20 protein-coding genes and 1 tRNA gene are annotated in these 20,945 nt (G+C 62.2%); 10 read left to right on the top strand and 11 right to left on the bottom strand.

Going from position 1 to position 20,945, the window contains the following annotated elements; genetic code table 11:
- The 6 genes from ABEG21_RS04905 to ABEG21_RS04930 form a co-directional block, all read right to left on the bottom strand.
- Positions 1 to 792: an ABC transporter ATP-binding protein gene (locus ABEG21_RS04905; protein ID WP_347556135.1), complete on the bottom strand. Its 792-nt coding sequence runs from the start codon at positions 790 to 792 to the stop codon at positions 1 to 3.
- Positions 789 to 1,682, bottom strand: a complete 894-nt coding sequence (locus ABEG21_RS04910; protein ID WP_347556136.1) for a GntR family transcriptional regulator — start codon at positions 1,680 to 1,682, stop codon at positions 789 to 791. Before ABEG21_RS04910 ends, ABEG21_RS04905 begins: the two co-directional genes overlap by 4 nt.
- Before the next feature lie 350 nt (positions 1,683 to 2,032).
- The gene (locus tag ABEG21_RS04915; RefSeq protein WP_347556137.1) at positions 2,033 to 2,506 is read right to left on the bottom strand and encodes an Lrp/AsnC family transcriptional regulator; all 474 of its coding nucleotides are present in this window, start codon (positions 2,504 to 2,506) and stop codon (positions 2,033 to 2,035) included.
- 65 nt (positions 2,507 to 2,571) lie between these two features.
- Positions 2,572 to 3,972: an efflux transporter outer membrane subunit gene (locus tag ABEG21_RS04920; protein ID WP_347556630.1), complete on the bottom strand. Its 1,401-nt coding sequence runs from the start codon at positions 3,970 to 3,972 to the stop codon at positions 2,572 to 2,574.
- A 200-nt stretch (positions 3,973 to 4,172) separates the two neighbouring features.
- Positions 4,173 to 5,774 (bottom strand): MDR family MFS transporter, encoded by a 1,602-nt coding sequence (locus ABEG21_RS04925; RefSeq protein WP_347556138.1) that lies wholly within the window; start codon positions 5,772 to 5,774, stop codon positions 4,173 to 4,175.
- The gene (locus ABEG21_RS04930) at positions 5,767 to 7,101 is read right to left on the bottom strand and encodes an HlyD family secretion protein (RefSeq protein WP_347556139.1); all 1,335 of its coding nucleotides are present in this window, start codon (positions 7,099 to 7,101) and stop codon (positions 5,767 to 5,769) included. Before ABEG21_RS04930 ends, ABEG21_RS04925 begins: the two co-directional genes overlap by 8 nt.
- 102 nt (positions 7,102 to 7,203) lie before the next feature.
- Between ABEG21_RS04930 and ABEG21_RS04935 the strand changes: the two genes are divergently transcribed.
- The 3 genes from ABEG21_RS04935 to ABEG21_RS04945 all read left to right on the top strand — a co-directional run bounded on the left by ABEG21_RS04935 (position 7,204) and on the right by ABEG21_RS04945 (position 9,837).
- On the top strand, positions 7,204 to 8,100 hold the full coding sequence (locus ABEG21_RS04935) for a CerR family C-terminal domain-containing protein (RefSeq protein ID WP_347556140.1): 897 nt from the start codon (positions 7,204 to 7,206) through the stop codon (positions 8,098 to 8,100).
- Between the two features lie 190 nt (positions 8,101 to 8,290).
- Positions 8,291 to 9,583 carry a serine--tRNA ligase gene (gene serS, locus ABEG21_RS04940; RefSeq protein ID WP_347556141.1) on the top strand — a complete coding sequence of 431 codons (1,293 nt, stop codon included), beginning with the start codon at positions 8,291 to 8,293 and terminating at the stop codon, positions 9,581 to 9,583.
- A gap of 164 nt (positions 9,584 to 9,747) precedes the next feature.
- A tRNA-Ser gene (locus ABEG21_RS04945) sits at positions 9,748 to 9,837 on the top strand.
- A gap of 137 nt (positions 9,838 to 9,974) precedes the next feature.
- Here the strand turns inward: ABEG21_RS04945 and ABEG21_RS04950 are convergent.
- The 4 genes from ABEG21_RS04950 to ABEG21_RS04965 form a co-directional block, all read right to left on the bottom strand.
- Positions 9,975 to 10,625: a hypothetical protein gene (locus ABEG21_RS04950; protein ID WP_347556142.1), complete on the bottom strand. Its 651-nt coding sequence runs from the start codon at positions 10,623 to 10,625 to the stop codon at positions 9,975 to 9,977.
- Positions 10,626 to 10,856: 231 nt separating this feature from the next.
- On the bottom strand, positions 10,857 to 11,846 hold the full coding sequence (locus ABEG21_RS04955) for an endo alpha-1,4 polygalactosaminidase (protein ID WP_347556143.1): 990 nt from the start codon (positions 11,844 to 11,846) through the stop codon (positions 10,857 to 10,859).
- Positions 11,847 to 12,227: 381 nt separating this feature from the next.
- Positions 12,228 to 12,620: a helix-turn-helix domain-containing protein gene (locus tag ABEG21_RS04960; RefSeq protein ID WP_347556144.1), complete on the bottom strand. Its 393-nt coding sequence runs from the start codon at positions 12,618 to 12,620 to the stop codon at positions 12,228 to 12,230.
- A 102-nt stretch (positions 12,621 to 12,722) separates the two neighbouring features.
- A complete protein-coding gene (locus ABEG21_RS04965) occupies positions 12,723 to 13,622 on the bottom strand; it encodes a LysR substrate-binding domain-containing protein (RefSeq protein ID WP_347556145.1) in 900 nt (299 codons plus the stop codon).
- A 310-nt stretch (positions 13,623 to 13,932) separates the two neighbouring features.
- Here ABEG21_RS04965 and ABEG21_RS04970 point away from each other — a divergent pair, with 310 nt between their 5' ends.
- The 6 genes from ABEG21_RS04970 (at position 13,933) to ABEG21_RS04995 (ending at position 18,992) form a co-directional block, all read left to right on the top strand.
- Positions 13,933 to 14,706, top strand: coding sequence for an ABC transporter permease subunit (locus ABEG21_RS04970; RefSeq protein ID WP_347556631.1), 774 nt, complete (start codon positions 13,933 to 13,935; stop codon positions 14,704 to 14,706).
- A gap of 21 nt (positions 14,707 to 14,727) precedes the next feature.
- The gene (locus tag ABEG21_RS04975; protein ID WP_347556146.1) at positions 14,728 to 15,894 is read left to right on the top strand and encodes an ABC transporter ATP-binding protein; all 1,167 of its coding nucleotides are present in this window, start codon (positions 14,728 to 14,730) and stop codon (positions 15,892 to 15,894) included.
- Positions 15,895 to 15,967: 73 nt separating this feature from the next.
- Positions 15,968 to 17,107 carry an extracellular solute-binding protein gene (locus ABEG21_RS04980; RefSeq protein ID WP_347556147.1) on the top strand — a complete coding sequence of 380 codons (1,140 nt, stop codon included), beginning with the start codon at positions 15,968 to 15,970 and terminating at the stop codon, positions 17,105 to 17,107.
- Between the two features lie 47 nt (positions 17,108 to 17,154).
- A complete protein-coding gene (locus ABEG21_RS04985; RefSeq protein ID WP_347556148.1) occupies positions 17,155 to 17,967 on the top strand; it encodes an ABC transporter permease subunit in 813 nt (270 codons plus the stop codon).
- Positions 17,968 to 18,115: 148 nt separating this feature from the next.
- Positions 18,116 to 18,604, top strand: a complete 489-nt coding sequence (locus ABEG21_RS04990; RefSeq protein ID WP_347556632.1) for a lysine decarboxylase — start codon at positions 18,116 to 18,118, stop codon at positions 18,602 to 18,604.
- Between the two features lie 181 nt (positions 18,605 to 18,785).
- Entirely contained in the window at positions 18,786 to 18,992 is a 207-nt protein-coding gene (locus ABEG21_RS04995; protein ID WP_347556149.1) for a hypothetical protein, read from the top strand.
- 128 nt (positions 18,993 to 19,120) lie between these two features.
- Here ABEG21_RS04995 and ABEG21_RS05000 read toward each other — a convergent pair whose 3' ends face one another.
- The gene (locus tag ABEG21_RS05000) at positions 19,121 to 20,032 is read right to left on the bottom strand and encodes a YihY/virulence factor BrkB family protein (RefSeq protein ID WP_347556150.1); all 912 of its coding nucleotides are present in this window, start codon (positions 20,030 to 20,032) and stop codon (positions 19,121 to 19,123) included.
- Between the two features lie 156 nt (positions 20,033 to 20,188).
- Between ABEG21_RS05000 and ABEG21_RS05005 the strand changes: the two genes are divergently transcribed.
- A complete protein-coding gene (locus ABEG21_RS05005) occupies positions 20,189 to 20,884 on the top strand; it encodes a GntR family transcriptional regulator (RefSeq protein ID WP_347556151.1) in 696 nt (231 codons plus the stop codon).
- Positions 20,885 to 20,945: the final 61 nt, after the last annotated feature.

Raw genomic sequence — 20,945 nt, forward strand, 5'->3', positions numbered from 1 at the left:
TCAGATCTCCAGGCGCAATGTGCGGATCGCTTCGGCCACGGCCGGTGAAGTGGCCGCGCGCGGTGCTGGCAGCGTATTGTCGTGAATCGCCTTGATTCGACCGGGATGCGGCGCCAGCACGACGATGCGATTTGCCAGGACGACCGCTTCCTCGACGTCGTGCGTGACGAACAGGACCGTCGTGCCTTGCATCGCTTGGATGCGCAGCACCTCCTGATGCATCGACGCACGGGTCTGCGGATCGAGTTTCGAGAACGGCTCGTCCATCAACAGGATCGACGGCGACACCACCAGACTGCGTGCGAGCGCCGCGCGACTGCGCATGCCGCCCGACATCTCGTGCGGATAAGCATCGCTTGCATGCGCCAGACCGACGAGCGCCAGCGCGGCGTCCGCGCGTGCCTGTCGTGTCGCTTTGTCGAGCCGCTGCGCCTCCAAGCCGAACGCGACGTTGTCGCGCGCGGTGCGCCAGGGCAAGAGGCGATCGTCCTGGAACATATAGGCGATCTCGCGCCAACCGTCGAAGCGTGCGGCCGGCGTGCCGTTGTAGGCCAGCGTGCCGCCGTCCGGTGCCAGCAGTCCGGCGACGATATTCAACAAGGTGCTCTTGCCGCAGCCGGAGGCGCCGAGCAGCGCCACGATTTCGCCTCTTCCGACATCCATATCGATACCCGACAGCACCGTGCTGTCCCCATAGCGTTTGCCGATGCCCCGTAACGCGAGGGCTGGCGCGGCGTGGGGTGCGTGTGGCACGGTATGCGGTGCGGTGACAGCGTCGTCGCTGAGGTTCATGCCCGCGCCTCGCTTACGCCCGGCGCATCGTTGCCGGCCGGCCCCAATTCGCGCGTGGCGCCGACGTCCGACAAGGCCGGTGCGGACGACGTGGCGCGCCGTTGGGCGCCGCGCGGCGTCGGCACGACGGCGCCGGCTTGCGACAGGCTGGCGTAGACCTTTTCCATCGTCATCGCACGGAATGTCTCGATATGGCGGCGCGCGATCAGTTCGGCACGTTTGCCGTCGCCTGCGATAAAGGCGTCGATCATCGCATTGTGATCGTGTTTGATTTCAGGCTTCGTCTGCTGCACGCCGAAACCCAACGCCACCAGACGGGACATCTCGTCCATCAGCGAGGCCAGCGTCTTCAGCAGGCGTTGATTGCCGCTGGCGGCCGCGATCGCCAGATGGAATTCCTTATTGGCATCGAGGAAGACATCGATCTGTTCCGGAAGGGGCACCGGGTGTTTCACGCGGCACGCTGCTTCCAGACGACGCAGATGGTCGATGTCGACCCGACCGACGGCCAGCCGTGCCGCCAACGGTTCGAGCTCCTCGCGAATCGCGAACACTTCCTCCACGTCCTTCAGCGTAATGGGGGCAACGCGATAACCCTGACGCGGCAGCGACTTCACGAAACCTTCGTGCACCAGGCGGACCAAGGCGATCCGGCAGCTGTTCTTGCCGATGTCATAGGCCTGCATCAGCTCGGGCTCGGTGATCGTGCTCGAGGGCATCAGCCGGCACGCAATGATGTCGTTGCGCAGGCGCATGTAGGCATCGTCGCCGCGGCTGAGCGACGTATCGGGCGTGCTCGCGCCGAACGGTCGGGGCGCGACATCGTCTGTGTCGGGCGTCGCCTGGGCGGCGTTCGAGCGATGATCCAGCACGGTTTCTGCGAGGGGCATAATCGTCTCCGTGAGCAGCTTACGAGTCTGTCTTGCGAGGCGTTCGGAAGCGTTATTAAGACCCACAAAAATAGCGTCGGCAACGAATAAAAAAAGATATCCATTGCGCGTTTAAGATATATGAGCGCCATCTCGTAAGCGGCTCAGAAGCACAGCATGAAGCGGCTAGGCGAGACTTCCGGCAGATTTGGCGCATTGCCGTAACGGGTGTGTGCGCCAGAATATGGCGCTGACGGGAAGTATCGCGCGGGGCGATACGGTGGCGCGCATGGCGGCGCCGGCGAGCGGGGCGTTAAAGCGAAGGAGGGGAAAGCCTGTGTCCAGAAGTCGTCGGTCGCGACTTGTCTGTCTCAGACGCCTTGCAGCGGCAATTCGGTGGTGTATTTCAATTGTTCCATCGCGAAGCTCGCCGTCACGTCGGCCAGGGGGATCTGGGCGATGAGTCGCTGGTAGACGCGGTCATAGCCGACAATGTCGGGCACGATCACGCGCAGCATGTAGTCGTAGGCGCCGCTCATCCGATAAAACTCCACCACTTCCGGGATGGCCTGTACGACGGCTTTGAAGTGGTTGAACCATTCCTTCGAATGGTTGCTCGTCTTGACTTGCACAAAGACGGTGACGCCCACGCCGAGCTTGGCCGCATTCAAGAGGGCCACCCGTTTCAGGATATAGCCCTCCTTTTCCAGCCTTTGCACGCGGCGCCAACACGGCGTGGTGGTCAGGTTGACCGCTTCCGCCAGTTCATTGACGGGCGTGGTGGCATCTTGCTGCAATCGCGCCAACAGCTTGCGGTCGATTGCATCGAGCGAGGTATCTTCCATCGAAATTCCAATAGCCGGCCGGTCCGGCACTATCGGCACATGGTAGAGCGTTCGCCGGTCGCCGTCTAATGGTCGGTCCAGCCCAGACCCAGGCTTTTCTGGATCGTGACGAAATCCTGCACCAGTTGCGCCTGGCCCGAGATCGTGTCGCGCTCGGCGGACAAGCGCGTCCGTTCCGCGTCGAGCCAATCGATCATGCTGGCGGTGCCGGCACGATAGCGCTGTTCGACCAAGCCGGCCGAGCGCGTCGCGGATGCCTGCACTTCCATGAGCTGCACGACATTCTCGCGCTGATGGCCATAGCGCGACAGGGCCGTGTCGGCATCGCGCAAGGCTTCCAGCACCGTCTTGCGATAGTCCGCTTCCGCCGCGTCGCGCTGGGCCTCTGCCGCATGGACCGACGCCAGGTTGCGTCCGAAATCGAGGATGTTCCAGGACAGGTACGGGACCCCGAGCCAGGAGGCATTGCTCTTGCGGAACAAATGCGCCGGCTGCGTGGCGCTGAACCCGAGATCGCCATAGAGCGTCAGTTTCGGAAAGAACGCGGCCTTTTGTTCCCCGATCTGCGCAGTGGTTTCCGCGAGCTTGCGTTCGGCGGCACGGATGTCGGGGCGGCGCTGCAACATCGTCGTCGGATCGCCGATGGCAACTTCGGCCGGCACCACCGGCAACGGTGCCGACGCTGTCAGCTCCGCATCCAAGGCACCGGGTTCCATGCCGCACAGCACGGCCAGACGATCGAGCGATTCGCCGAGGTCGGCGCTGATCGGCGCGATCGAGGCGCGCGTCGTGTCCACTTGCGTCCGCGTGCGTTCGACATCGACGTCCCCGGCCGTGCCGCGATCGCGACGTTGCTGGGTCAGCTCGAGTATCTTCTGCTCCGCGCCCGCCGATTGCTGCGACAGCGCGATCCGCTGCTGCTGGGCACGCAGATCGATATAGGCTTGGGCGACTTCGGCCGCCAACGAGACGTGGGCATCCGCCACATTCGCTTCGCTCGCCTGGGCGTCGGCACGGGCGGCTTCTATCGCGCGGCGGGTGCCGCCGAACAGGTCAACTTCCCAACTGGCGAGGAACGAAGCCGAGAAATTCTGGATCGGGCCGCTGCCGCCGAGCAGATTACTCAGCGAGTCCGGGCGACGCGCACGGATCACCGTGCCGCTGCCGCTGACCTTCGGCATCTCGTTCGCCTGCTCCTTGGACAGCGAGGCACGAGAAGCACGCAGGCGCGCTTCGGCTGCCTTGATGTCCAGATTCTGGGCGAGGGCGCGCGTGATCAGGCTGTTTAGTTCGGCATCGTTCAGCGTGGTCCACCATTGCGCAACGCCGGGGGCGGTCGCGATTCCCTGGTCCGGCGTGCGACGGAACGTATTCGCTTTCAAGGTATCGGGGGCCGCATTCGGTGCCCCCTTGTAGTCCGGGCCGACCGTGCAGCCGGTCAGTCCGAGCGTCGCGGCCGCCGACATCGCGATCAGCGCGACGGCAAACGGGCGGGGCGAACGCGCGGCGCGCGACACGGCAGGTGTGCGCGTTGCGTGTTGTGCGTAATGTGCGAGCGACGATGGCGGCATCGAGGCCGTCGGCGTCGTATCGGTCAAGGCCGATACGCGCGAGGAGGAGCGGGTGGAAGTCATGCTGCCCATATCAAAATTGCGTTTCACGATGATCAATGGCCGCCGCCCGACGCGGATCCGCCCATGCCGCGTGGCGACCGGAGGAAGAGGGCGAGCGGGATGCAGATCAACAGTGCGAATGCCAGCAGGAAAAACGTTTCCGAATAGGTCATCACGGTGGCCTGCACATGAATCTGCTGTGCAAACTGACCGAGCGCCTGCATGTGGGCATAAGCCGGGTCGCTGCCTTGCGCGATGAAGCTGGCGGCACTGCCGTCGATCCGGGCGTTGGCCAGCACCGAATTATTCGTCACCGCCTCGCGCAGGACGTTGTCGTGCAGCGTGGTGTGACGGTCCAGGAAAATACCGATCAGCGCGAGGCCCACGGAGCCGCCGAGGTTGCGCGCCATGTTGTACATCCCCGATGCGTCACCGGCTTCCTCGCGGGAAACGGCGGCCATCGACGCTTGATTCAACGGCATCATCGCCAGCATCTGTCCGAATCCGCGCATCAATTGCGAGTACGTGAAATCGTGGCCGACGCTCTGTGCGGTCAGCGCGGTATCGAGCAGGCAACTGCCGCCGAAGAGAAGCAAGCCGGTAATGACGAGCCAGCGCGCATCCACGGCACCGAGCAAGCGCGGCAATACCGGCATGATCATGAAGGCGGGGAGTCCTGAGATGAGCAGCACGACGCCCGATTGCTCGGCGTTATAGCCGGCAACCCCGGACAGGAACTGCGGTAGCAAATAGGACACGCAATACAGGCCCATGCCGACGGCGAAGACGATCAGGATCACGCTGGCGTAACGCAGATTGCGGAACAGCGAAAGCCGCAACATTGGTTCGCGCGCCACGAATTGCGAGATGGCGATCAGGATCATGCCGACTGCCGAGACGATCGCCAGCGTCGTGATCATCTGTGATTCGAACCACCGGTTGCGTTGGCCTTCCTCGAGTACGACCGTCAACGAGCTGAGCCCGATCGACAGCCCGACGATGCCGAGCCAGTCCGCTTTGAAGAAGCGCTCCCATTGCGGCTTTTCCGGCGGCAGTCCGACCCATAGCAACACCAGCAGCGCGGCGCAGACAGGGATATTGATGTAAAAGCACCAGGCCCAATTGATGTTTTCCGCGAGCCAGCCACCCACCACCGGTCCGAGCAAGGGACCCAGCAGCACGATCAGGCCGAAGATCGACATCCCGACCGGCATCTGTTTTCTCGGCAGCCGCATCCGGATAATCGTCTGCGCCGTCGGAATCAAGGCGCCGCCGGTAAATCCCTGGCCGATCCGACCGCCGATGATCTGCGGCAAATTATGAGATAGGCCGCAGAGGATCGAGAAGACCGTGAACAACGCCGCGGTACCCAGCAGAAAATTACGCAGGCCGAAGACCCGCGTGAGCCACGCGGCCAGCGGAATCATCACGATCTCGGACATCAGATAACCGGTCGAGATCCAGGTGCCTTCGGTGCCGGTAGCGCCAACTTCCCCTTGAATCTGCGGCAGCGCCGAGTTCGTGATGGAGATGTCGAGCGTCGCCATCAAAGCGCCTAGCGCACCGGCGAGCACCGCAATCCAGTCGGCCGTGCTGGCGCGGCGGTTGTCGTCGTCGATCGGTGCGGCGGGGCGCACGCCGGCTGCCTCAGCCATGATTCGCTGCCGACGACGATGCGGACGTCGGGCCCGACGTCACGCCCGAAGGCGCGCTGGCCGATGTGCCCGACGCGGCCGATGCAGTCGAGCCGGACGCAGCCGTCGGTGACATCGTCGATGCGTTCGCCGACGCGGCCGTGGCGTCGGTCGCCGTCGTATCGCTGGCGGCCGTCGTCGGTTGCGCAGGCTGCGCTTGCGGCGTGACGCTGGTGTCGATATCGACCGTCACCGACATGCCAGGCAATAGCAGGCTGCGCGTTTGTGCGTCGGCATCGATACGAATACGGACCGGCACGCGTTGCACGATCTTCGTGAAGTTGCCGGTGGCATTCTCCGGTGGCAGCAAGGCGAACTCGGAGCCGGTGCCCGGTGCGAAGCTGTCCACCACGCCGTGCAGATCGACGCCCGGCATGGCATCGACGTGCAAGCTAGCCGGCTGCCCGACGCGCATGGCGCCCAGCTGCGTTTCTTTGTAGTTGGCGACGAGATAGACCTGCTCGGTCGGCACCACCGTCATCGTCTTCGTGCCGGGCTGCAGGTACTGGCCGACCCGAACGGTACGGTCGCCGATGCGGCCGGCGATCGGGCTACGCACGACCGTGTCTTCCACATTGACGGCGGAATCACGCATGCTGGCCTGGCTGGCTTCCATCTGCGCCTTCGCCTGAACGATCTGTGCCTTGATCGAGGCGATCTGCGCATCGGCGGCCTTCACGGCGGCGAGGTTGGCGCGATAGGTCGCCTGGGCCTGATCACGCGTATTGCGCAGATCGGAGACGCGCTCGCTGGTCTCGGCACCGGTGGCGGCGAGCGGTGCATAGCGATCGTATTCGCGCGCGGCGTGATCGTAATTGATCCGTGACGCCTCGGCCTGCGCCTTGGCTTGTTCGATGCTCGCTTCCTGCTGCGTGATGTCGGCTTGCGCACGCACGATATCGGCTTGGCGCGCATCGATCGTCGCCTTGGCCTGATCCAGCGACGCTTGATATTGGCGGGTGTCGAGTTTCAGCAACGGTTGGCCGGCTTTGACCGACACGTTGTCGCCTACGTACAACTGCAGGACATAGCCGGAGACTTTCGGGGAGATCGTCACGCTGTCCGCGCGCAAATAGGCATCGTCGGTAGATTCGATGAAACGTCCCACCAACCACCAGTGCGCGCCCCACGCCACGCCGACGACCACGGCGACGATCACCAGGCCCAGCAGTACGCGCGTCCGGCGTTTGTTGTTCTTCGGCTCGGCCGGGGTCGCCCCGTTGTTGCTACCGGGTGCGGGTTGTCCGTTCGGACCGCCGCTGGTCTGCGGCGTAGTGCTTGTCGCCACGCTTGGCTCCAAATTTATTCCAATAGGCATAATTATTCCGTTTGGAAGAATTGTGTCAAGTGGTATTATTCGTACTGCTCCCACAAAACGACGATTCCCAGAGTGGCCACGACTGTTCCCCGTAAATCGACGCGTCGCGCGTCGGCGCTCAAAACCGCCCCGTCGGCGGCATCCGCGTTCGCTTCCGTTGCCAGATCCGCAGACCTGGATGCGGCAGCGACGCGCGCGCGCGAGGTGGATGAGTCGGGGGAGGCGCAGGCCGCTGCGACGGACTCCGCGACGGACGACAAGCGGCTGCGGCATCCCCCTGGCGGTGGCTATGCGCGTGGGGAGGAGACGCGTTTGCGGATCATCCAGGCGGCGATCGATGTATTCGGCGAGCGCGGTTTTGACGGTGCAACCACACGCGAGATCGCGCAGCGCGCCGGCGTCAATCCGCCGGCGTTGCAGTATTACTTCGAAAACAAGGACGGGGTGTACCGGGCCTGCGCGGACCACATTGCCTGTTCGTCGCGCGAACGCTATGAGCCGATCATGGCGCGGGTCGAGACCGAGTTGGCGGCGGGCGTGAGCGACGACGAAGCCATTGCGCTGTTTTGCGATCTGCTCGACGTGCTGGCGGAGCATCTGCTGAACGCGACCGATTACCGCAGTCGCCATCTGTTCATGGCGCGAGTGCAAAGCGGTCATGCGCCGGAGGACGGCATCGAGGTGCTGCGCAATAAGGTCAGCCACCCGGTGAATCGCACGGCGACCGCGCTACTGTCTCGCTTGAGCGGCCTGCCTGCCGATAATCCGACGCTGCGGATGAAGTCGTTGATGTTGTTCGGGCAGGTGTTGGTGTTCCACGTCGCGCGACCGATGGCCTTGCATCTGATGGGCTGGAGCGATTTCAACGCGGACAGCGTCGGCGCCGTGAAAAGGATGGTCCGGGAACAGACCACGACGACACTGCGCGGCTGGCTCGCCGAATTGGCCACCGAAGCCACTCGGAAATAGGGTTTCCTGCGCGAGTTTTCTGCGTTTTCTGCCGGACAGCGGGGCGGATTAGGGCCATTTGCGCCGAAACTTCCGCGTATTGCCTTGCGTTGTCACGCCCTCGGTTTCGCTGCTGCGGTAAAATCGCCGCTTACGCGATGTCTACGACGGCATCGCAACCGAATCACCGAATCGCGTCCCTGACAGCCTCATGCTCGATATTCAACAGCTTCGCAAAGACATCGACGGCGTGGCCAAGCGCCTCGCCGACCGCGGATACACGCTAGACGTGGCCGCTTTCAACGCGGTGGAGGCGGAGCGCCGCACGATCCAGACGCGCACCGAAGAACTGCAGGCGCGCCGCAACACGGCGTCGAAGCAGATCGGCATCATGAAGCGCAACGGTGAAGACACCGACGCGCTCATGGCAGAGATGGGCGGTATCGGCGACGAGCTGAAATCGTCGGAAGTGAAGCTCGAAGAGATCCGTACGCGGATGGAAGCGCTGTTGATGGACGTTCCAAATCTGGCGGCGGCCGATGTGCCGGTGGGGAAGGACGAGTCGCAGAATCTGGAAGTGCGCCGGGTCGGCACGGTGCCCAGCTATGACTTCAAGGTAAAGGACCACGTCGATATCGGCGCGCCGCTAGGTCTCGATTTCGAGACGGGCGCCAAGCTGTCCGGGGCCCGGTTCACGGTGCTGCGCGGTCAGATCGCGCGTTTGCATCGGGCGCTCGCGCAATTCATGTTGAACACGCACACCGGCGCGCACGGCTATGAAGAGGCCTACACGCCCTATATCGTCAACGACGATGTACTGCGCGGCACCGGTCAGTTGCCGAAGTTCGCCGACGATATGTTTAAGGTGCAGAAGGGCGGCGACGAGACCAAGACGACGCAGTATCTGATTTCGACGTCGGAGATCACGCTGACGAACACGGTGCGGGAGAGCATCCTCGATCTGGCGCAACTGCCGATCAAGTTGACCGCGCACTCGCCCTGTTTCCGCTCGGAGGCAGGGGCCTATGGCCGCGATACGCGCGGCATGATCCGCCAGCATCAGTTCGACAAGGTTGAAATGGTGCAGGTCGTCGAACCGGCAACGTCGTACGCTGCGCTGGACGAGATGGTCGGGCATGCCGAGACGATCCTGCAGAAGCTGGGTCTGGCGTATCGCGTGGTCTTGCTGTGCACCGGCGATATGGGCTTTTCCGCGTCGAAGACTTACGATTTGGAAGTGTGGCTGCCGGCGCAGGACACCTATCGCGAGATTTCGAGCTGCTCGAACACCGAGGCCTTCCAGGCGCGTCGGATGCAGGCGCGCTTCCGCAACGCCGATAAGAAGGTCGAGCTGGTGCATACGCTGAACGGCTCTGGCCTCGCCGTTGGCCGGACGCTGGTGGCGGTGTTGGAGAACTACCAAAACGCCGATGGCAGCGTGACGGTGCCGGAAGTATTGCGTCCGTATATGGGCGGCTTGGAAGTGTTGCGCCCGAGCGTTTAACGCGTTGAATCGTGGTGAGAGACCGACGCTGATAAAAAAGCTTGGCAAAGTTCAAACTCTCACCTATACTCTTCCTTCTTCGCGATTCGACCCGCGAAGCGCTGACGGAACAGCAAGGCATTACCAGTGATGGAGTGCGGCGCGACCGGCAGAGGTAGTAAGCAGGAGAGGTGGCAGAGTGGTCGAATGTACCTGACTCGAAATCAGGCGTACGTGCAAACGTACCGTGGGTTCGAATCCCACCCTCTCCGCCATATAAATCAAGCTTTGCGCTTGTGAAAATACCGCCCTCGTGGCGGTATTTTTTTGTCTGCGCGAAACGTAGGCCGCGGACATTGTTTCCTATCGAGGCGGTCCACGTCGCTTTCCTATCGCGCGCTTTCAATGACGGCTAGGAGAATGAAGGCGCGTCCAACGCGGGCGCGTGATGCGCAATCGCTTGAGATGTCGTAGCGAGGGATTCCCGCTTCCCGTTGTTATTCATTGCAAGGAACAGTCCGCCAAAGCCAACGAATATGCCGATCATCGTGCCCAACATCCACGTCTTCGCGCTGGCGTCCATTTTGTGCATCTGCTTAAAAACCCGCTCGAATCCTGCGTCGACCGATAGACGCAGTTCGACGAACTCCGCCTTTGTTGAGAGCCTCAGTTCATTGATCTCTGCTTTGGTCGAGTGACTGAACTCATTGAGCTCCGCTTTGGTAGATTGACTAAGTTCGTTGATGTCTGCCTTGGTAGACTGACTGAGTTCCTTGATGTCTGCCTTAGTGGACTGACTGAGCTCCTTGATATCAGCTTGCGTTGCAAGTCTCAGTTCATTGATCTCTGCCTTTGTTGCAAGCCTGAACTCGCTGAGATCGGCTTTCGTCGCAAGCCTAAGCTCGTTGATATCAGCTTTTGTCATCAAGCCGAGTTCGTTGAGATCGGATTTCGTGGCCAAGGTTGGAAGAATATCTTCCACCCGTCGGAGGCGATGTTCGTGGCTATCCACTTTCCGGTGCATACCCAGATCCGATTGTCGTGTTCGCGTGTTGCTCATCATGGCGCCTGGTTGCAAAATACACGTTGATGCGCCTTGGTAAGGCTATTCATATAGAGTACTAATAGAATAAGAAACCAAGTTGCTTTCTTCGACGTTTGTCGATGCCTCACTATAGCGGTCCGGGATCACAAAATCTATTAGACCAAACGGCATAGGATTGTGCCGGCAATGAAGGCTCGGCATTAAGAAAGCGCTTATGCGCTTTCCGTTCGGTCGACGACGGCGTCTGCTTCAAAACCCCCAATAACACACGACATTCAGCCCCGAACTTTTATCCGATGCATAGGGCACGAAGCCTTTGGCGCGGCTACGCTGGTAATCGGTTTGCGCGGCGGACGTTTGCGCGCAACTGCCGACGTAATCCAGCGTGGCGATCCATAGCGGATGGCCATTGGGCGTCAGTTGCATGCCCTGCCACGCGAGCAGCTGCGCCTCCGCCGTCGCGTCGTAGGAGGGGGCATACACGGATTCATGGGTAATCCCGTCGAGCAGGCTGGCAAACGGCACGCCGCCCGTCGTGCCAAGGCGCGTCACATTGCCGGTGGCGTTCTGCATTACGATCACGAGCGAAGGATATTTCGCGCGCAGCATGCGCACGAGATCAAGACCGCCTTGCGCGCATGCCGCATTGCATGGGCCATTGCTGGTTGCCGTACCATGTTCGACAATTTCCATATTGTCGAGAAAGAAACCGTCGGCGCCTTGCGCAACCAACTGCGGGGCCACGTAATTGACGATCAGATTTTGGTAATCGGCATTGGCCGGATTCATCCATGTTTCATTTGAAAAACCGGAATAGCTGCCCAGCTGCGCTGCGGTATTCGCGCTGCAGGACACATAACCTGACGGAACCGTCGACCAATAGGTGCGGAACGATTCGCACGAACCGATATTCAAATAACTCAATACCAGATTTTTGCCGCCGTTCTTCAGCGTCGTGACATTGCTGCTGGTGAAGGTGCCGAGACCCGGGTCGAGGTCGACGTCGATGATATGAAACGTATCGGCGACGGTTGCCAGCGAACCCATCGCCGATGCGCGTCCGTAATACGTCAGCCAAGGCGATCCGGCAACACTGGCGCTCAAGGTGCCCGGCACCGCGGCGGCACTCGATGCACTGGCGCCGCCCGCGCTGCTCGAATCGTCGTTACTGGAGCTCCCCCCTCCGCCGCAAGCGCCGACCGTTACCGTGAAGCCTGTCCAGAGAATCGTGACCAGCATGCGGCGCCAGCCACGCCGTTTTGTGCTTGAACGAAGGCGGGCAGCAAGCACACCGGATAGGGAAATGGCGAAAAGGCGGACGACGTTACTAGCGACTGCGCCGACCGGCCGTAACGTTTTGTCTGACTGCAATGTTCTAAAGAATAATTGCATGGTGCATTCGGATGGTAGGGCGCGGACGGCGCGAACGAGACCCCCATTTCTAATGCAGAAACCATACCACTGCAAGTTTCGGCGCAGGCGTCGGTCGCATTCCAACACACGCTATGCCGGCTCGCCGGCAAGCGCTAAAAATCCAATCGACCGTATCAATGCATTGCTAGCCATCCAGCTAGCGTCAAATGCGCGGAAGCCATCCCATTCGAAGAAAACTGCCTCGCATCAACTCGCCGTGTCCCGCGCATCGAATGCCTGTTGCGCGATCTCGATACCGCCGCCGTGTACTTCCGCCCAAGCGATCAACGCAACGAACGGCCCCTGCAGCGTGCGACCCAGCGGCGTGATGGAATACTCGACCGCTACCGGCGACGAAGCGATGACCCGCCGGTTGACCAGACCATTGCGTTCGAGTCGTCGAAGCGCCTCCGTCAACGCTTTGTGCGTGATTGGATCCAACCGTCGCTTGATCGCGTTGAAACGGGAGGGCGCCGTGCACAGCACGGTCAAGATCAGTACCGACCATTTATTCGTGATCTGTTCGAGGATCGGGCGTGTCGCATTGATCGCGGACAGCGGGACGATGTCGGACGGAGCGGCGGTAATGTCGTCGGGCATGGCAGGGGCGGCGTTGGCCGTTCTGTAAGGGCGTGAGGGTGTTGCTGCGGTACGGAATCGCACTAGATATATCAAATATATCACTGGTGGTGGACGATGCCGTCATAACCTATTTCCGTGCGCCTCGCCGATCAGCCAATCTCGAAAGCGTCGCAGCCCCGGCCGGAGCGCGAGGCGATCCGGCAAATAGCACAGATAGTGTCCGTCATCGACGTCGATGCCCGCATCGAATGGCTCGACCAGGGAGCCCGCCGCCAGATTATCGGCGATCAGGAAGGCTGGAATTAGCGCCAAGCCAAGCCCTGCCTGTGCGGCTTGGATCAGGATGGCGTATTGCTCGAAACGCGGCCCCGCCATCGCGTGCATCCGGTGCAGACCGTAGCGCCGCGCCCAGTCGACCCAGGCGTTTTCGGCCTGGCTGTGGATCAGACGGGGCGCGTCGATGACGGCTTCGATGCGACGCAGGCGGAAGCGATCGCGGAAATCGGGCGCACAGACCACGACGAATCGTCGGCCATCGATGTATTCGCTGATCACCCCTTCCCATTTTCCGTCGCCATAGCGAATGGCCGCATCCAGATCCTGACCGAAGGCATCGCCGTGCGCCAGATGCCTTGCGAAGCTCAAGGTCACGCCCGGCGCCGCCGCGAGAAATGCCGGCAGACGCGGGGCGAGCCATTTGCTGGTGAAGGTCGGAACACTGGCGATCGTCAGCAATTCGCCTTCGCCGCGCGCGGCAAGCAACTCGACCGACGCATTGCCGATGTCGCGCAACGGCGCCGCGACGCGTGAAAGATACAAGGCGCCCGATCGCGTCAGCGTCAATTGGCGGCCGTTCCGAATGAACAGATCGGCCCCGAAAAACGATTCCAGATTCGCAATCTGCCGACTGATGGCGCTGGGCGTGTGGCCCAGCTCCCGCGCGGCGTGGCTGAAGTTCAAGTGCTTGGCAGATATGGTGAATGCCAGCAACTCGGCCATATTCGGATAGTGATGCTTCATCGCGCCGCCGTATCGAAAAGGGATGCTGCTGTGCGAAACGCGCACAGTATCGTGCCTGCTTTGTAGATTCTTTTCATGACGCTGTCATGTCGATTGCCGACACTGCACCGGTTGCTTCTTCGATTCGATACCGCGATTTCCGTGCCCTTCCATGTCCCCGTTACCCTCGACGATCGCCAGTCCGCAGGACCAGAAAGGGCTCGACCTCGCGACGCCCTCGATGGCCGTCCGTCCTGATATGCCAATGCAACGCCCGCATACCGGGTCGTCCTCGCGACTGGGCTGGCGCTTTTTCTCGCGGCTATTTTTGATGCTGTTCCTCGTGTATCTGCTGCTGCCGATGATGCTGGTGCTGATAGGGGCGTTCGGCAAGAGCTGGACGAACACCTTGTTGCCTTCCGGCTTCACCCTCGACAGCTTCCGGGCGCTGACCGAGGACGGCAGTTTTCGTCGTGCCTTCAACGTCAGCTTGATCGTGGCCTTGAGCTGCTGCGCGATGACCGCCGTGATCGGCGTGCCGCTCGCCTATGCCTTGCATCATGGCGCGCAGGCAGGCCATCGCGCGGTGTCGTTGCTCGTGCGACTGGTCAGCTTGTTGCCGATAGGCGTACCGGCGCTGACGCTGGGCTTCGGCTATGTCGCCGTGTTCAGCGATGGTCCGATGACCTGGATCGGCTCCCTGCCGCTTCTGATCGCGGCGCACGTCGTGCTGACGCTGCCTTATCTGACGCAGACGCTGTTAAGCGATCTGCGTCATCTGGGTATCGAGGCATTGGAAACCAGCGCGGCCACGCTCGGCGCGCCGCCGTGGCGGCAGTTCACATCGGTGGCCTTGCCCTGTCTTCGTCACAGCATCGTCTCCGGTCTCGTCATGGTGGCGGCGCTGTCGATCGGAGAGTTTCAGGTGTCCAATCTGATCGCCGGTTTTCGTTATCGCAATTACCCGGTCGTATTGCTTCAGGCCTTCTACGGCGCAACCGGCGTTGCCTGCGCCGCGACCGTCGTCTTGCTCTGTCTGGCCGTGCTGGCCACCTTGCTGTCCTCTGCTGCGGCGGGATGGACCCGCCGCAGCAGCCAACACTGAATCGGACGCCAGAGATCCTTCATGCCACTTTCCATCTCGCGCAACGCCGCGCCCCTGCGCCCGGACACGCAACCCTCCACGCAACAGTCCGGGCTCGCGTTTGACGCGGTCAGCTATCGCTATCCGAACAGCGCGCACGGCATCGACAATGTGTCGTTCGATGTGCCGCAAGGAGAATTGCTGGCGGTGATTGGTCATAGTGGCTCCGGGAAATCGACGATTCTGCGATTGACCGCCGGGCTCCTCACCGGACAGCAGGGCGTCATCTCGATCGGCGGTCGTGATATCGGCAACACGCCGGTATGGCGTCGGGAAGTGGGTATGGTGTTCCAGCAGTACGCCTTGTTTCCGCATTTGAGCGTGCTCGACAACGTCGCCTACGGATTGAAGATGCGAGGCGTCTCCGGCGCGGTGCGACGCGCGCAAGCGGCAGCCATGCTCGAACGCGTGGGCCTCTCCGCCTATGCGGCGCACGGCACGAGCGCCTTGTCGGGAGGGCAGCAACAGCGCGTGGCCTTGGCGCGCGCCTTGGTGATCGCGCCGAAGGTGCTGCTGCTCGACGAGCCGCTGGGCGCCCTGGATGCCGGGATTCGCCAGCAATTGCGCGACGAGATCCGCGCCCTTCAGCGCGCCGCCGGTGCCACGACGCTGCTGGTGACGCACGATCAGGAGGAAGCGCTCAGCATGGCCGACCGCATCGCTGTCGTCGATGGCGGACGCGTGCTGCAAGTGGATAGCCCGTACGCCCTCTACACACGACCGGTGAGTGCCGCGGTAGCGCGCTTTGTCGGTGCGGCCAGCGTGCTTTCCGGACGGGTGCATGCGCATGGTCAGGTGGATATGGGTTTCGGTTTCTGGTTCGCCGATACCGGCCGTCTCGCACGCGGAGAACAGGTCGACATCGTCGTGCGGCCGGAACACGTGCTGCCCGATCCGTTGCGGCAGGGTGTGAATGTCGTTGCCGGGCGGGCTGCCAATAGGCGCTATTTCGGCGCGGCCTGTCGCTACGATTTCATCCCGGAAAACACGAACGATGTCTTGCTGTGTGAAGCGCGCGGCATCGGCATGCCGTCCGGTCATCTGTCGCAGCAGGCTGTGGATGACATGCTGCCGCACACGGTGTCGATTGCGCCGGACGACATTCGCGTGCTGGCGCGTGCGCTATCGGCACCTCCGGTTCACCGCTGAGGCGGTGCCTCGCCACGTGCTTTTCTTTTTCCGAATCGCTTCGATCAATGGACTTCCCGAGCTCCTCTCACCTATGAAAACGGCATCGACCTCCTTACCGCTTTGCGTGCCGACGCGTCGGCCATTCCTGCGTCGCGCCTTCGGCGCATTGACGCTGTCGCTTCTGGGCGTCGGCGTCTTGCCCTTTGCAACGCCGAGCGCGATCGCCGCGCCGGCGACCGAACTGTATCCCGGTGAAACCGCCTTGTACGCAAAGGCGGCCGACGAAGGCATGGTCGTCTCGTTCGATACCGGTCCCGAGTGGGCGAACTGGAAGGCCCTGTTCGCGGAGTTCAAGCGCCGTTATCCGAAGGTCGAAATCACCTATAACGATATCGGCTCCGCCAATACGGTGGTGGCGCTCGACAAGGCGCGTCGTCGTCCGCAGGCCGATACCGCGTATTACTTCGCCGCATCGGCGCTGGACGCGGTGAAGGCGGATGTCGTCACGCCATTCAAGCCCGTCAACTTCGACACGCTGCCCGATGTCTTCCGCGATGCGCAGGGCAAGTGGTTCGCGATTCATTCCTTGAATGTCGCGCTGCTCGTCAATCGGAAATTGGTCAAGGACGTCCCGCAAGGATGGAACGATCTGCTGAAGCCGGAATATAAAAACGCGGTCGTCTATCTGGATCCGCGCTCGACCGGACAAGGGCAGGTGGCCGTGTTCGCGGCGGCCTATGCGTTCGGCGGCAATGTCGACAATCCGAAGCCGGGTGCCGATTACTTCGGTCGCCTGAAGGCGGCGGGCAATGTGCTGCGGGTCGAGGGGACGACGCCGTACGCAAAGTTTCTCAAGGGCGAGATTCCCATCTTGATCGGTTACGAAAACGATGGTCTGAAGGCAAAGTACACCGATGGGATGGGCGATGCGGTCGACGTCGTGATTCCGAAGGAAGCGTCGGTCTCGGCACCTTATGCGATCAGCGCCGTCAAGAACGCACCGGATCCGTACGCGGCGCAGCTGTGGATGAACCTGATCATGAGCAATGTCGGACAAGCCTTGTTCGCACAGGGCTATGTACGGCCGTCGGTTCCGAATGTGCCGCTGTCGGCGGACATTCGCGCGAAGATGCCGGATGCACCGCAGGTCCATCCCTTGGACGTTGCAAAGGCCGCGGCGCAAAAAGCGAATATCGACAAATGGTGGGCGCAGGCGGCGCTGTCGAATTGAAACGCCGCGACGACAATGACATCGTGCGGCCCAACGTGAGTCCGCGCATGACGGGCCTCGTCCGACGGTGGGGAGCGGCGCCGGCAGCGGTGGGGCTGTTCGTGTTTCTGGTCCTCCCGATCGGCGCCTTGGCCGTGTCGGCAGCGCAGGGCGGCAGCGCCGTGTTCATGACATTGCTCGGCGACCCCCTCGTGCGGCGCGCCTTGTTGGAGTCCTTGTTGCTCGCGGCCGCGGCCGGGACCGTGTCCGTCGGGATCGGTCTGCCGCTGGCGGCCTGCCTCGCGGGCATGTCGGCGCGTCGGCGTCGCGTATTGATGGCGATTCTCGGCGTGCCGCTCGCGTTCTCCGGCCTGGTGGTGGCATACGGCTTCATCCTGGCATTTGGTCGTGCGGGCTTTGTCACGACTCTGCTGGCGATGGTCGGTGGCGATCCGGCGCGCATCGGCGCGTGGATTTATAGCGTTGCGGGACTTGTCGTGGCGTATGCCTACTATCTCGTGCCGCGCGTGGCGCTGATGCTGTATCCGACGCTCGCGAATCTGGACCGTCGTCCCTTGGATGCGGCCATGACATTGGGGGCGCCCCCGTGGCGCGCCTTGATCGATGTGGCATTGCGCGAACTGTGGCCGTCGATCTTCGGCGCCTGGTGTCTGGTGACGTCGATTGCCGTTGGCACTTACGGGACGGCGCTGGCGCTGGCCGGGACGCAGATCACGATTCTGCCTTTGCTGATGTATATGAAACTGTCGGATGGACAGACCGATTTCGCCGAGGTGGCCGCGTTGTCGCTGCTTTTGATGGCGGTCTGTATGGCCATCCTGGCACTAGGAGAAAGTGTTGCAAGACGAACCTCTGCTTGACGGTGCGGCTGTCGGCCAGACGGCGATCCCACTTGGCGCATCATTGAATGATGCCGACACGTTTCCGCACGCTTTGTCGCATCTGAGCGATGCGACGCGTGCCGCGCTGTTCGCGCTACGGGAGCGCCAACGCGGCCGTACCGCCGCGATGCCGCACACGATGCCGCTTTCCCTGATCGGCCCGCGTGAGGCTAGCGAGAGCCAAAAACACAGCGCGACGCTGATCGGTTCCGCCTTTGCCTTCGCCGGCGTGCCGGTGCTGTGCGGCGGCAAGTCCGGCGTGATGGAGGCGGGCGCGGCGGGGGTTCGATCGGCGGGCGGTCTCGTGATCGGGTTGCTGCCCGAGGACGATGCCGATGCGGCAAATCCGTATCTGAGCGTGGCGCTGCCGACCGGTCTCGGCATCACCCGCAATGCCTTGATCGCGCGCGCGGCGCTGTGCCTGATAGCCGTGGGTGGCGGCTTGGGGACGCTTTCGGAGATGGCGCTGGGGCGACAATGGAATAAGCGCGTCCTAACGATCGAAGGTGCGCCCGACATCGCCGGGGTGGAGTGCTTCGAGGAAGTCGAATCCCTGCTGTTACGTTTGGCGACGGACCTGGCCCATTCACCGCGCAATCGTGCCGATGTCGCGTGAATCGCGCTTTGCCGTTTGCAAGGCGAAGCGGGGCGCCGGCACGGCTTTTGTTGCAATCGACATACGCCTGTCATTTGAAACAACTACTTACAGGGTTTTCACCGGCTAACTTGACAGTTCAATTTTGTTACGATTGGTAAGGTCGCAATAGGGGTCGCGTGCCGGCCAATAGGATCTCACCATGAACGGCTCAATCTTCTCCCGGTTGATGAAACGCGTTTTCGCTGGCGAATATGCCGCGATGCAGCGCGAACATGACATCGATATCACGGCCTTTCCCATCGAGCCGGAGCCTGTTCCGTCCCTCGCCCCGATAAACGCACCGCTGGTGCCGCAGGGGGCGGCGGCAGACAGGCGTTCGCGGCATCATCCCTCGTCCGTACACTAGCGGACTGTTTCGTTCGGCACGTCTCGCCCGCTGAATAGGGCGGGGGAGCGTGCTCGAATGCGGCGTCATCGATCGCCGCTTGCGTGTCGCGAGCGCGGAGCCAATCCGATTGCGCAGTGATGACAGCCCTAAGTGCTTTCCGACGCGCGATGCGTCAGAGACGGTTTCCCCGCGAAGCGGCCATCGAGCCGCTCGAATTCGGCGATGATCTGCGCGCCGAACAGCATCAAGGTCGCGAGCGCTTCGAGGCTGAACAAGACGATGATCGATGTCGTCAGCGACCCGTAGACGACGCTGACTTGCGAGAGTGTCGCGAAGTACCAGACCAACACGTGACGAGTGATTTCCCACAGTACCGCGGCGATGATCGCGCCCAGTAGTGCGTCGTTGAAGAACGGGCGCCGCGACGGCAGCACCAGGTAAATCGCGGTGAGCACGCAGACCTCGCCTCCCAATCCCAGAATGTACAAGGTGGTCCGCGTTGCCGCGCCCAGCGGGATCTGATAGCCCAGCAGGACGACGCCGTTCGCGCCGATCGCTTCCAGCCCGCTCGATACGAAGGTAATGATCAGCACGCCCGCGCCAAGGCAGATGCTGCAGAAATAGGGCAGTAGCGCCGACATCACCGCGTGCCGCCGCTGCACCTCGACCCGATGCGTGAAGATCACGGCCATCGCTTTTTCGAGCACCGTGAAAGCCAGCGAGCTGAAGAAAATCATCGTCGCCAGCAGGAGCCAACCCAGCACCTCGCGATGTTGCACGAAGGTATCCAGCTCCCGCACGATCGCGCGCGCCTGACCAGGAACCAGCCATTCCAGCAAATGCCGCAGCGTGTCGAGCAGCATCGGGCGCGGCACGAAATGCGACAGTCCAATGACGATCAGAATCATCAAGGGCACGATCGACAGCAGCGCGTAATACGCGACTGCCCCCGCCAGTAGCAAGCCTTGATTGTCTTTAAAGTGCCGGGCGGTATCCCAAGCAAAACGGAAGGGATGCTGGCCGAGCCGTCGAAGATTCGTTCCTAGGCGCGTATGCATCGCGGCCTCCGTCGCAGGGTGGAGAGGCGGCTGTCGCAGTTTGCGTGCCCGGCTCGGACCCGTGTAATCGGGTCCGAACGTCGGTCGCGCAGGCGGTTTATTTGCCAGTGCGTTCGTGATATTCTTCACTGGTATACCATCTTGAAATGCCTGTAGATGCACCAGTCCGATCTGATTCACGACAAATTGCGCGAGATGATTCTGAGCCTGGCGCTAAGGCCTGGCGAACGCCTGTCCGAGCGGACGCTGGAAGCGCAACTCGACGGGTCACGCACGCCGATCCGTGCCGCGTTGACGCGCCTGGAAAACGAGGAATTGATCCAGCGCGACGCGCGCGGCTGGCGCGTCATGCCGATCGATACCGGGGAGCTGGCCGCGCTTGCGGAATATCGGGAGGCGATCGAGATCGCCGGCGTGCGGGCCGCGTGCGTGCGCGCCAGCGATCAGGACATCGATGCGCTTGGCGCGCGTCTCGACCGTGTCCGCGATATTTGCAATGCGATCGGGCCGGCCGAGCAATGGCGTGACCAATGGCACCGGGCCGGCACCGATTTCCATGTGGATCTGGCGCGACTCAGCGGCAACCCCTTTATCGTCAAATCGATCGAGCGCGTGATGACGCGTCTGGCGCGCGTGCGATGGCTCGAAGTGTCGACGCCGGAGCGTCGCGAGCAGAGTTGGCAGGAACACCGCCGCATCGTCGACCTGATCCAATTGCGCAAGGCCGACGAGGCGGCGCTCGCCGTCACGCGGCATATCCGCGACACCTGCGATCGTCTGCTGCTCTCGCTACGAGAAGATCGTCAGTATCTTCGCGCGCAAGGGTTGGCGGTCGACGACCCCTTGCGCTGACCGCGCCGCTTATCGAACGCTGCAGACCGGTTGCCCGGCTGCGTTCGGATCCGTCCCCTTC

It is taken from the genome of Robbsia sp. KACC 23696 (assembly GCF_039852015.1).
GTDB lineage: Bacteria > Pseudomonadota > Gammaproteobacteria > Burkholderiales > Burkholderiaceae > Robbsia.